This is a genomic window from Corynebacterium sp. ACRQK (genome assembly GCF_022345965.1).
Classification (GTDB): Bacteria; Actinomycetota; Actinomycetes; order Mycobacteriales; family Mycobacteriaceae; genus Corynebacterium.
On sequence record NZ_JAKRMU010000008.1, the window covers coordinates 51,073 to 63,246 of the forward strand.

Below are 12,174 nucleotides of genomic sequence, written 5' to 3' on the forward strand. Positions count from 1 at the left end.
GGCTAACTAGTCCGTGATTTCAATCGAGTCGCCATTGCGCTCGACCTTCTTGGCCGGAACCATCGGATCGCGGGAGGGGCCTTCCAGCACATCGCCGGTGGCGACGTCGAACTTGGACATGTGCTTCGGGCAGACCGCCACTGTAGTGTCCCCGGACTTTTCAATGGAATCGATGGTGCCGCCGGCGTGCGGGCAAGAGGTGGAAAACGCCTTGTACTCGTCCTCGCCGGGGCGGGAGAGCACCCAGCCGTCCAGAATAGTCGCGCCGCCGACCTCCAGATCCGCGGCATCGGCCTTCGCCACAACCTCCTCGCTGGCACAGGCTGCCAGCAGGGCACCGGAGGCGGTGGCTGCGGTGGCTACGGCCACGCCGCGTAGGAACGAGCGACGGGAACAGGGCAGGGAGCTGTGACGCTGGGGATTTGGCTGCATTTCACTCATAAAGCCGATCATTCCATCAGGCCGCACGGGCTACAAGCTCGCGTGCGGCGGGGCTGGCAGCGTGAGTATGTGGGCATAAGTAAGGTGAAAGACTATGTACACTCCCGAGGCAATTGGCACTCCACTGACTCCCTCCTCCCTCAAGGTTCTCCTGCTCGGCGCCAGCGAGCTGGGGCGGGAGCTCGCCATCGCCCTGCAACGCCTGGGCGTAGATGTGCACGCTGCGGACCGCTACGCCGGCGCGCCCGCGCACCTCGTGGCCAACAAGGCCCACGTGCTGGACATCCACGACGAGGACGCCATCCGCCAGCTGGTTCGCGAAGTCGGCCCGCACTTCGTCATCCCGGATTCGGAGACCATCCCCGCTGACGTGCTGCAGGAACTAGAGGCCAACGAGGTCGCCTCCGTCGTGCCGACCGCCCTGGCCAATCGCCTGACCATGAACCGCGAAGGCATCCGCACCTTTGCCCACGACAAGCTGGGCCTGCCGAACAGCACCTTCCGCTTCGCCTCCACCGCCGACGAACTCGCCCGCGCCGCCGAGGAAATCGGCTACCCGTGCGTGGTCAAGCCCGTCATGAGCAGCTCCGGCGCAGGCCAAAGCTACGTTGGGGGAGTGGACGAGCTAGAGGCCGCCTGGAACGCGGCGCTGAAGCACTCCCGCACCAACGCCCAGCGGGTAATGGTCGAACAGTACATCCCCTTCGACTACGAAGTCACCATCCTGGCCGTACGCTCCATCGACCCCGCCACCGGCCGGGAAGCCACCTGGTTCTGCGAGCCCATCGGCCACCGCCAAGACCGCGGCGACTACGTGGAATCCTGGCAGCCCGCGCACATGTCCGAGGATGCGCTGGACACCGCCCGCAGCATCGCCGCCCGCATCGCCACCGCCCTGGGAGGCCGCGGAGTGTACGGCGTGGAACTGTTCGTCAAGGGCGACGACGTTTACTTCTCCGAGGTCAGCCCCCGCCCGCACGATACCGGCATGGTCACCCTCGGCACCCAGCGATTCTCTGAATTCGACCTGCACGCACGCGCCATCCTTGGGCTGCCGATCGATACCACGCTGATCTCTCCGGGAGCCTCCGCCGTTATCCGCTGCGAGGATAAACACGACGGCGATATTGAATACGTGGGCGTCAATAAGGCAATGGCAGTAGAAGAAACCAACATCTACCTATTCGGCAAGCCCCGAGCACTCGCGCGCCGACGAATGGGAGTGGCAGTAGCCACCGCCGAGAACATCGACCAGGCCCGGCAGCGCGCCGAAGAGGCCGCCGGGTACATCGAGGTGCGGCCGACGGTTTTCGCAGAAGGCGGGCAGTAGACCTAAAATCCGAGGTATGGGACATAGCGCAACCGACCTCAACGAAACTCGAATCCTGCTGTACTACTGCTTCACCCCGATCGACGACCCGACCGCGGTGATGCTGTGGCAGCGCGCGCTATGCGAACAGCTGGAGCTTAAAGGTCGCATCCTCATCAGCAAGCACGGCATCAACGGCACCGTCGGCGGCTCGCTGGCCAGCTGCAAGCAGTACGTGCGCCGCACCCGCGAATTCCCGGGGTTCAAGAAGATGGAATTCAAGTGGTCCGCGGGCTCGGCCGACGACTTCCCGCGCCTGTCGGTGAAGGTACGCGACGAAATCGTGGCTTTCGGCGCTCCGGACGAGCTGAAGGTAGACGAAAACGGTGTGATTGGCGGCGGCGTGCACCTGAAGCCGGAGGAAGTGAACAAGCTGGTGGAGGAGCGCGGCGACGAGGTCGTCTTCTTCGACGGGCGCAACGCCATGGAGGCGGAGATCGGCAAGTTCAAAAACGCCATCGTGCCGGATGTGCGCACCACCCACGACTTCATCAGCGAGATCGAATCCGGCAAGTACAACGACCTCAAGGACAAGCCGGTTGTCACGTACTGCACGGGTGGCATCCGCTGTGAAATCCTGAGCTCGCTGATGAAGAACCGCGGGTTCGAGGAGGTTTACCAGATCGACGGCGGCATCGTCCGCTACGGCGAAAAGTACGGGGACAAGGGGCTTTGGGAGGGTTCCTTGTATGTTTTCGACGGGCGCATGCACATGGAATTTAGTGATGACGCCGCTACCCTGGGCCGCTGCCGAGCATGTGGGCACGCGACCAACGACTTCCACAACTGCGTGAACGAGCAGTGTCGCGAGCAGATCCTGCTGTGCGAAGAATGCGCCGCGGACCCGGAGAGCGCGACGTGCGGGCGCAAGGAGTGCGCCGAGGTCGCGGCGGAGATGGCGGGCTAGAGCTCCAGCTCCATGGTGACGTGGGGGATGCCCTCCTCGTCGAAAGGCTCACCAACCGGCTGGAAGCCGAACTTCGCGTAGAAGTCCTGCGCCTGGGTCTGAGCATTCAGGGAAACGCGGGCGACCTGGGTGGTCGGGTCTAGCGCGGCGGCGCGACCCTTGCAGACCTCCAGAGCCTGCTCCATGATCTGGGTGGCGATGCCACGCCCGCGCACATCCTTAGCCACACACATACGGCCGATGTGCTGATCCTCCGGCTTGCCGTACACGCGCGCCGTGCCGACCAGACGCAGGGGAGAGCCCGGATCTGGCTGGCCGAAGGGATGCTCCGGGCCGCTGCCTGGGTGAATGTATGCCAGCACGTGGTGGGTGTTCGGGTGCGGGTCGATGTCATCGATCTCCGCAAAGGGGGTTTGCTGCTCGTGGACGAACACGTCCACGCGCAGCTTGTACAGCGGGTGCAGCTGCTGGGCGGGCATTGCTAGCAGCGCGCGCCCGGTGAAGTGAACATCCGGGAACTCGGCGAAATTAGCCATGGCTGCCATGGCCTAGACGTTCTTGCCCTGGGAGTGGTGCAGCATCTCGTCCCACTCGCGCACCTTCTTGCGCTCGCGGCCCTCGGCCTCGCCGAGCTCGCGCTCGTGCTTATCCAGGCTGTACCAGCCCTCCCACGTGGTGTGGGCAATGCCCTTCTCCTCGAGGAAAGCCTCGACGGCCTCCAGGTCCGGCTTCTCCGGGTTAAAACCGATGCCGTTGGCAGCATCCTCCAGCAGGTTGGCGACGGTTTCGTTGGCGTCGCCCTTCGTGTTGCCGATCAGGCCAACCGGACCACGGCGGACCCAGCCGGTGGTGTACACACCGGGCAACCGCTCGCGCTTCTCGGCCGCCGGGTCAGCGGAGCCCGGAACTCCCGCGATGCCATCGGCGGTCGGCCCCTCGGTCAGCACGCGACCACCGACGTTTGGCAGCACGTTCTGACGCTCATCCCACGGCAGGCCCGGCTGCTCATCGGACTTGTAGCCCACGGCGCGGTAAACCGCGCCCACCGGCCACTCGGTGAGCTTGCCGGTGCCAGAGACAGAGCCATCGCCATTGAGCTCGGTTCGTTCGGTGACGAATGCGGTGACGCGGCCTTCGGCGTCGGTCTTAACCTCAACCGGGGACTCGAAGAAGTGGATGTACAGCTTGTGAGGAGCGCCCTTCGGGTCGGCGATGGCGTACTGCTCCAGGCGGGTGCAGACCATGTCCTGAATTTTGGACGCGCGGCGGGCCTGCTCGGAACCCTCGTCGTACTGGATGTCCTCTGGGTCGATAACGATCTCGATCGTGTCGGAATCGTTGAGCTCCTTCAGCTCCAGCGGGGTGAACTTAGCCTGCGCCGGGCCACGGCGGCCGAAGACGTGGATCTCCTTGGCCTGGTTCTCCTTCAGGGAGTCGTAAACATTGTCGGGGATCTCAGTGACCTTCAGCTCCTCGCCAGTCTTGGCCAGCACGCGGGCGACGTCCAGGCCGACGTTGCCCACGCCGACCACGGCGACGGAATCTGCGGACAGGTCCCACTTGTCCTCGAAGTACGGGTTGGCATCGTAGAAGCCGACGAACTCGCCGGCGCCGATGGTGTGCTCGCCGCCGGGGATGTTCAGCGGGCGGTCGTCGGTAGCGCCGGTGGCGTAGATGACCGCATCGTAGAATTGCTTGAGTTCGTCAACGGTGACGTCCTTGCCGACGTTGATGTTGCCGAATAGGCGGATCTCGGGCTTGTCCATCACCTTGTGGAGGGACTTGATGATGCCCTTAATGCGTGGGTGGTCGGGGGCAACGCCGTAGCGGATCAGGCCGAAGGGGGCCGGCATGCGCTCGTAAATGTCGACGCTGACGTCGGCCTCAGACTTCGTCAGCGCGTCGGAGGCGTAGATGCCTGCCGGGCCGGAGCCGATGACTGCAATGCGAAGTGGGCGATTCTCGGGCATGTCAGGTGCAAATCCTTCTTGTTCGTTTCGTACTTCGGTTTCGGGTTGTACTTCGGTTATTGGGTAAACCGCGGTGCCGAGCTCGCGCGTTAGATTCGCGCTCCGAGCTCGCGCGGTGCGTTTGTTGCCGCGCCGCGTGAACCGCATGAAGCGTTCGAGCTGCTCATGAATTTACACATTCTAATGTAGCGAAAATCCACGCAGGGTCACTAAATGGGTCACCGCGGGTAACTCCCCGAACTATAGACAACTCTGTCTATAAAAATCAACATTTCGCTTGAATTTGTCTGGGATCCCATCTAGGCTGAACCGGACAATGTAGACAGACAGATCAGTCTAGATGGAATTTGAGGCACCATGACCACCGGAACGACGACCGGTACCACCGGACCAAACGCTGAGAATAAGCCGGCGCGCCCGCGCCGCAAGAAGCAGCGCAAGCCCCAAGGGCAGTGGGCTGTGGACGGCCGCGAGCCGCTCAACGACGACGAGCGGGTAAAGCAGGAAGACCCCGGAATCAGCGTGATGCAGCGCATCCGCGACATTTACTCCAAGGAGGGCTTCGACTCGATCCCCGCGGAGGACCTCGCTCCCCGCTTCAAGTGGGTCGGTATGTACACCCAGCGCAAGCAGGGGCTCGACGGCGAAAAGACCTCGACCCTGACCAACGCGGAACTGCAGGACAACTACTTCATGATGCGCATCCGCCTGGACGGCGGCGTGGTCAGCTCCGCTGGTCTGCGTACTATCGGCGAGATCTCTGAGAAGTACGCGCGCAACACCGCCGACTTCACCGACCGCCAGAACGTGCAGCTGCACTGGATTCGCATCGAGGACGTCCCAACCATCTGGGACGAGCTGGCGAAGGTCGGCCTGGATTCCTTCTTCGGCTGCGGCGACGTACCGCGCGTCATTCTCGGCTCCCCGGTCGCGGGCATCGCCAAGGATGAAATCATCGACGGCCGCCCGGCCATCGAGAAGATCAAGAAGGAATTGCTACCGGACCCCGAGTTCGGCAACCTGCCGCGTAAGTTTAAGTCCGCGATCTCCGGCCACGCCCGCCAGGACGTCACCCACGAGATCCAGGACCTCGCCTTCATTGGCTCCGAGCACCCGGAACACGGCCCCGGCTTCGACGTCTGGGTCGGTGGTGGCCTGTCCACCAACCCGATGCTCGCCCAGCGCCTGGGCGTGTGGGTGTCGATCGACGAGGTGCCGGAGGTCTGGGCTGGTGTGGTTCGCATCTTCCGCGACTATGGCTACCGCCGTATGCGCAACCGCGCCCGCTTGAAGTTCCTGGTGGCCGACTGGGGCGTAGAGAAATTCCGTGAGGTCTTGGAAAACGAGTACCTCAAGCGCCCGCTGCTGGACGGTCCGGAGCCGGAGGTGTACCCGGGCTACCGCGACCACGTCGGCTTGCACGAGCAGAAGGATGGACGCTTCTACCTGGGCGTTAAGCCCACCGTCGGCCACACTGACGGCAAGCAGCTGCAGCAGCTGGCGGACCTGGCGGAAAAGCACGGCACCACCAACATCCGCACCACCCCGGATAAGGAGCTTCTGTTCCTGGATCTGGAGCGCGAGGCTGCAGAGGCCCTCGCCGCGGACCTGGAGGAGCTCGGCCTGTCCGCCAAGCCCTCGGCCTTCCGCCGCGACATTATCTCCTGCACTGGCCTGGAGTTCTGCAAGCTCGCGCACGTCGTCACCAAGCAGCGCGCTATTGCCCTGGTGGACGAGTTGGAGGATCGCCTAGGCGACCTCGATGTGCCGCTGAAGATCAGTCTCAACGGCTGCCCGAACTCCTGTGCTCGCACCCAGGTTGCGGATATTGGCCTGTCCGGCAAGATCCTTACCACCGACGAGGGGGAGCGCGTGGAGGGCTTTCAGGTGCACCTCGGCGGAACAATCGGCCTGGAGCCGCACTTCGGCAGGAAGGTGCGCGGCAACCAGGTCTACTCCAAGGATCTGGGCGACTATGTGGTGCGCGTGGTGGAGAACTTCAAGTCCCACCGCGCCGAGGGCGAGGAGTTCCGCGATTGGGTTGTCCGCGCCGACGATGAGCTGTTGGTGTAGCTGATGAGTGTTCCGGATAAAGACTCTCTGCCGAGCGTGAACGAGCAGGTCGGCGGCCGTGTGGGCCACCCGAATGCCCGTCGTGCGACGGTGAACAACTGTCCCTACTGCATGTCCCAGAACCTGTTCCCGGACGCGGAGACCGACAACGCCTGGCAGTGCCGGGAGTGTATGCGGGTTTTCTCCGTCAAGTTCCACGGACAGCTGTTGTAACTGACCTTCTATTGACGCTACCTCGCCCCACCTCTTAAGGGGTCATTCGTGGCTTTTGTGCAGTTCGCGGTGGTGGGGCGTCACAAAGAATCTTGAACCCGGTTGTAGGAATGGACAGATTGGTCTATTGTGGTGAAAGCCATAACAGACCGATCGGTCTGTCTAGGGAATAGCCAAGAGTTCCCTCGAGTTCTTGAGAAGCACACTTCGACAAACCAACCATCAACCCCGAGAAGAGGAGCTCATGAGCCTGGTAGATGCGACCGGCCTGCTCGGCGGGAATTCGGATGACTTCCGAGACCCCGCCGAGAGTCCGCAGGGCGCGCCAACCAAGACCACGCCGCTGAGCGACGAGGAACGAGCAACCAACGAGCAGCTCGTCGCAGAGTGGAACGACAAGTTAGAGGGCGCCAGCGCCGAAGAAATCATGGACTGGGTGGCCGAGCACGTGCCCGGCAAGATCGCCGTGACCATGTCCATGCAGGACACCGTCCTGGCTGAACTGGCAGAAGGCCGCCTGGCGGAAGATCGCGCAGAGCTGGTGTTCCTGGATACCGGCTACCACTTCGCCGAAACGCTCGAGACCCGCGACAAGGTCCAACAGCGCTACAACCTGCCGCTGGAGAACATCACCCCGGTGCTCAGCCGCGAGGAGCAGGACAAGGTCTACGGCCCGCGCCTGTACGCCCGCGACAACACCGCCTGCTGCCGCATGCGCAAGGTCGAGCCACTGGCACGGATGCTGAACCCCTTCAATGCCTGGATCACCGGCGTGCGCCGCGTGGATAACGCCCTGCGTGCTAACACCCCGGTGCTGGATGTGGACCGCACCGGCCGGCTGAAGATCAACCCTATCGTCGCCTGGAGCGACGAGGACGTGGAGGCATACATCGCCGACCACGACCTGATCATCAATCCCCTGACCAAGCAGGGCTACCCGTCGATCGGCTGCGAAACCTGCACCCTGCCGGTTGCCGAAGGACAGGACCCCCGATCCGGCCGCTGGGCCGACTCCAACAAGACAGAATGCGGACTTCACACATGAGCAATGAAAACACCACCGCCCTCTCGCCGCACCTGGCGAGCCTCGAGGCGGAAGCAATCGAGATCCTGCGCGAAGTAGCAGGCCAGTTCGACCGCCCCGCGCTGCTGTTTTCCGGCGGCAAGGATTCCGTCGTGGTCCTGGAGCTAGCGAAGCGCGCCTTCCACCCCGCACCGGTTCCCTTCGAGCTGGTGCACGTGGATACCGGCCACAACTTCCCGGAGGTCATCGAGTTCCGCGACAAGATCGCCGCGGATCCGAAGGTGACCCTGCACGTCGCTGCCGTCCAGGACTGGATCGACAGCGGTGCTATCCAGGAACGCCCGGACGGCACCCGCAACCCGCTGCAGACCGTGCCGCTGGTGGAGACCATCCAGAATCGCGGTTACGACGCGGTGCTGGGCGGCGCCCGCCGCGACGAGGAGAAGGCTCGCGCCAAGGAGCGTGTGTTCTCCGTGCGCGATAGCTTCGGCGGCTGGAATCCGCGCCGCCAACGCCCCGAGTTGTGGGGGCTGTACAACGGCCGCCACCAAGTGGGCGAGAACATCCGCGTGTTCCCGATCTCCAACTGGACCGAGGCCGACGTGTGGGACTACATCCGCGACCGCAACGTCGAGGTCCCGGCGATTTACTACTCCCACCAGCGCGAGGTCTTCAACCGCAACGGCATGTGGCTAACCCCGGGCGAGTGGGGTGGCCCGAAGGAAGGCGAGGAGCTGGTCGAGAAGACCGTGCGCTACCGCACCGTCGGCGACATGAGCTGCACCGGCGCCGTCCTTTCCACCGCCACGACCATCGAGGACGTGATCGACGAAATCCGCCAGTCCACCACCACCGAGCGCGGCGCCACCCGTGCCGACGACAAGCTCAGTGAGTCCTCCATGGAGGATCGCAAGAAGGAAGGTTACTTCTGATGTCCACCAACCTGCCGACCCTCCGCCTGTGCACCGCCGGCTCCGTCGACGACGGCAAGTCCACCTTTGTGGGTCGCCTGCTGCACGATACGAAGTCCATCCTGGCCGACCAGTACGAGTCCGTAGAGCGCGTCTCCACCGCCAAGGGCCTGGAGAACCCGGACCTGTCGCTGCTGGTTGATGGCCTGCGCGCCGAGCGCGAGCAGGGCATCACCATTGACGTGGCCTACCGCTACTTCGCCACTGACAAGCGCAGCTTCATCCTGGCCGACACCCCGGGGCACGTGCAGTACACGCGCAACACCGTCACGGGCCTGTCCACCTCGGAGCTTGTCATTGTTCTGGTTGACGCCCGCAACGGCGTGATCGAGCAGACCCGTCGCCACCTGACCGTGGCGGCGATGATGAAGATCTCCCACGTGATCGTGGCCGTCAACAAGATCGACGCGGTCGATTTCAGCGAGCAGGTCTTCAACGACGTGAAGTCCGACGTGGACGCGCTGGTCTCCGAGCTGGGCCTGGCGCACGTCGACGTGATCCCGACCTCCGCGCTGCTGGGCGACAATGTCGTCGAGCGCAGCCAGAACACCCCCTGGTACACGGGTCCGTCCGTGCTGGAGATTTTGGAGACCACCGAGCCGGCGAAGAACAGCGCCGATGTGGAGCGCGGACTGCGTTTCCCGATCCAGATCGTCATCCGCGATCACGCCACCGACTACCGCGGCTACGCAGGTCGCCTCACCGCGGGCAAGGTGTCCGTCGGCGATAAGGTGCTGGCCGATGGCCGTGAGGCGATCATCGAGGGGATCGACGGTCCGGCAGGGGAGCAGCAGACCGCCACCCGCGGCGAGTCAGTCTCCCTGCGCCTGGACCGCGACATCGACCTGTCCCGCGGGGACATCATCGCCGCCCCGGACCTGCCGGAGCCGCAGCAGTCCTTCACCGCGACGGTCTTCCACCTGTCCGAGTCCCCGGTGCGCCTGCGCAGCAATGTGCTGGTGCGCTACGGCACCGCGCTGGTGCGTGGCCGCGTGGACGAGGTCATCCGCCGGGTGGACATCTCCGGCCGCAACCGCAGCGAGGAGGAGATCGCTCACGGAAACGCCGATGAGCTGGCCCTCAACGACATCGCGGAGGTGCGCGTGACGGTGGCCGAGCCGCTGCCCGTTGAAACCTATCGCCGTGGCGGCCGCGTTGGTTCGCTGCTGCTGATTAACCCCGGTAGTGGCGACACCCTGTCCGCAGGTCTGGTGAACTAGCATGACCTGGCCGGCACCCATCATCTGCTTGGCGCATGGATCCCGCCACCCGCAGGCGGATCAGGCGGTCTTCGAGATCGCCGAGCGCATTTCCGCGAGCACTGGGCTGCCGGCCTTCGCCGCCTTCCTGGACTTTCACCCCGCCACCCTCACGACGGTCGCCCATCGTGTTGTCGCGGCGGGCTACACGGAGGCGGTAGTGGTTCCTTTGCTGTTCACGCAGGCTTTCCACGCTCGCTTCGACGTTCCTGCCGCGATTGCCGAGGCTGTTGAGTCTATTGACGCCACTTCGTCCGCCGGCCTGACTCTTCGCCTCACGGATGGGTTGGGAATCGGCGCGGATATGGAGGAGCTGGTCGCCGACTTCACGGCCCAGTACCTCGCTGAAGTTCCCGCGATTGCTGGCACTGTGAGCGCTGAGAACGCTGAGAACGCTGAGAACGCTGACGCCGCGAACGCCGCAGACAGCAGCAGCATCGACAAGCTCGCGCTGTACTCCGTGGGCTCCAGCCAGCCGGGCGCGAACGAGGCCGTCGCCGAGTTCGCCGGCCGCGTTGGCGCCCGCCTGAACATGCGCAGCGCCCGCGCCTTCGTCGCCACCGGGGACAACCCGGGCCGAGACACGGAGGCGCTGCTGGAATTCGCAGACGAACGCACCGTCACCGTCCCGCTGTTCGTCAGCCCCGGCCTGCTGTGGGACAAGGCCAAGATCCGAATGCCAAACGGCCGGAAGTGTACGCGCCACCTCGGTGACGCGGTAGCCCCGGTCGTCATCAACCGCGCCTGTCGCGCCCTGCAACAAGCGCACTAGCCCTTCTAGCCCCTCACAACACGTTTTCCCTCACGGATAGCCCCTCACAGACAGCAAGGACTAACCCCTCATGAAGATCTTGATTTTTGCCCTCGTCGGCGTGGTCGCCCAGTTGGTCGACGGTGCGCTGGGCATGGCATTCGGCATCACCGCAACCACTCTGCTGATTTTCTCCGGCCTGGGCCCCGCCCACGCCTCCGCCGCTATTCACCTCGCGGAGGTCGGCACCACGCTGTTCTCCGGCCTGTCCCATTGGCGGCTGAAGAACGTCCACTGGCCGACCGTCCTGGCTCTCGGTGTGCCGGGCGCCATCGGCGCGTTCACAGGCGCCTATGTGCTCAGCAACCTCTCCACCGAGGCGGCCGAGCCAGTTGTGCCCACCCTGCTGGTGCTTCTCGGCGCCTACGTGCTGGTGCGCAGCGTGGCCGTGCCGTGGAAAAAGAATGAAAACACCCAGCCGGTATCCACCACTCGCCGCTCCCGCTTCGGCCTGGCGGGCCTGGGCCTGGCCGGTGGCTTCCTGGATGCCTCCGGCGGTGGCGGCTGGGGTCCCGTAACCACCTCCACCCTGATGAGCGTGGGCAAAGCCGAGCCACGCCGCATTATCGGCACGGTAAACACCGCCGAGTTCCTGGTTGCCGTTTCCGCCTCCGCTGGCTTCGTTGCCGGCATGGGTTCGGAACTGGCGGAAAACTGGCAACCAGTCGTCGGCCTGCTGGTCGGCGGAGCCATCGCCGCCCCGATCGCCGCATGGATCGTAACCATTATGAAGCCAGAAGTACTTGGCGGCGTGGTCGGAGCCCTGCTGATGCTGCTGAACTCCAGCCGCCTGGTGAACTATTTCGGCTTCCTCGGCGTGGTCGCCGTCATCCTGATCGGCCTGGCCGTGATCGTCGCCCTCGTCGTCGTCCGCAAGCGCTCCCTGTTGGAACGCTCCCTGACCGGCGACGATGCACCGGAGAACTCCCAGCAGGCCACCGCGGCAAGCGACGCGGAGGCTATCGAGGGGCGGGCAAGTGGGCGTCACTACGAAGAAAGAACGAAAGTACAACAGCGCGAGAAAGAGCGCGCCAGGGGGTAGAGCGAGGGCGAACCTTACGTGTAAACCTCGCTGGTACGGGGCTACCAAGGCACAATGGAAGTGAAGTGAAACTCCATCGAGGAAGGTATGTGAG

12 protein-coding genes are annotated in these 12,174 nt (G+C 64.2%); 9 read left to right on the top strand and 3 right to left on the bottom strand.

Translation table 11 applies throughout. The features are described 5' to 3' along the window. Positions 1-6 precede the first annotated feature (6 nt). Positions 7-441, bottom strand: a complete 435-nt coding sequence (locus tag MHX63_RS09015) for a Rieske (2Fe-2S) protein (protein ID WP_239388270.1) — start codon at positions 439-441, stop codon at positions 7-9. Between the two features lie 94 nt (positions 442-535). Here MHX63_RS09015 and purT point away from each other — a divergent pair, with 94 nt between their 5' ends. Together purT and MHX63_RS09025 are read left to right on the top strand one after the other, a co-directional pair. Continuing rightward, the gene (gene purT / locus MHX63_RS09020; RefSeq protein ID WP_239388272.1) at positions 536-1,771 is read left to right on the top strand and encodes a formate-dependent phosphoribosylglycinamide formyltransferase; all 1,236 of its coding nucleotides are present in this window, start codon (positions 536-538) and stop codon (positions 1,769-1,771) included. Between the two features lie 16 nt (positions 1,772-1,787). Then, the gene (locus MHX63_RS09025) at positions 1,788-2,717 is read left to right on the top strand and encodes a rhodanese-related sulfurtransferase (RefSeq protein WP_239388274.1); all 930 of its coding nucleotides are present in this window, start codon (positions 1,788-1,790) and stop codon (positions 2,715-2,717) included. Here the strand turns inward: MHX63_RS09025 and MHX63_RS09030 are convergent. Together MHX63_RS09030 and MHX63_RS09035 are read right to left on the bottom strand one after the other, a co-directional pair. After that, entirely contained in the window at positions 2,714-3,262 is a 549-nt protein-coding gene (locus MHX63_RS09030; RefSeq protein ID WP_370644184.1) for a GNAT family N-acetyltransferase, read from the bottom strand. The two genes, MHX63_RS09025 and MHX63_RS09030, sit on opposite strands and share 4 nt — an antisense overlap. Before the next feature lie 3 nt (positions 3,263-3,265). Further along, positions 3,266-4,687, bottom strand: coding sequence for an FAD-dependent oxidoreductase (locus tag MHX63_RS09035; protein WP_239388276.1), 1,422 nt, complete (start codon positions 4,685-4,687; stop codon positions 3,266-3,268). A gap of 357 nt (positions 4,688-5,044) precedes the next feature. Here MHX63_RS09035 and MHX63_RS09040 point away from each other — a divergent pair, with 357 nt between their 5' ends. From MHX63_RS09040 to MHX63_RS09070, 7 genes are all read left to right on the top strand, one after another. Continuing rightward, a complete protein-coding gene (locus MHX63_RS09040) occupies positions 5,045-6,760 on the top strand; it encodes a nitrite/sulfite reductase (protein WP_239388278.1) in 1,716 nt (571 codons plus the stop codon). A 3-nt stretch (positions 6,761-6,763) separates the two neighbouring features. After that, the gene (locus MHX63_RS09045; protein WP_005296957.1) at positions 6,764-6,973 is read left to right on the top strand and encodes a hypothetical protein; all 210 of its coding nucleotides are present in this window, start codon (positions 6,764-6,766) and stop codon (positions 6,971-6,973) included. Between the two features lie 244 nt (positions 6,974-7,217). Further along, on the top strand, positions 7,218-8,018 hold the full coding sequence (locus tag MHX63_RS09050; RefSeq protein WP_239388280.1) for a phosphoadenylyl-sulfate reductase: 801 nt from the start codon (positions 7,218-7,220) through the stop codon (positions 8,016-8,018). Further along, positions 8,015-8,929 (top strand): sulfate adenylyltransferase subunit CysD, encoded by a 915-nt coding sequence (cysD, locus tag MHX63_RS09055; protein WP_035004792.1) that lies wholly within the window; start codon positions 8,015-8,017, stop codon positions 8,927-8,929. The genes MHX63_RS09050 and cysD overlap by 4 nt, the downstream gene beginning before the upstream one ends. After that, positions 8,929-10,188, top strand: a complete 1,260-nt coding sequence (locus tag MHX63_RS09060) for a sulfate adenylyltransferase subunit 1 (RefSeq protein WP_239388282.1) — start codon at positions 8,929-8,931, stop codon at positions 10,186-10,188. The genes cysD and MHX63_RS09060 overlap by 1 nt, the downstream gene beginning before the upstream one ends. 1 nt (position 10,189) lies before the next feature. Beyond that, entirely contained in the window at positions 10,190-10,999 is an 810-nt protein-coding gene (locus MHX63_RS09065; RefSeq protein ID WP_239388284.1) for a sirohydrochlorin chelatase, read from the top strand. Positions 11,000-11,069: 70 nt separating this feature from the next. Beyond that, positions 11,070-12,080 carry a sulfite exporter TauE/SafE family protein gene (locus tag MHX63_RS09070; protein ID WP_239388286.1) on the top strand — a complete coding sequence of 337 codons (1,011 nt, stop codon included), beginning with the start codon at positions 11,070-11,072 and terminating at the stop codon, positions 12,078-12,080. Positions 12,081-12,174: the final 94 nt, after the last annotated feature.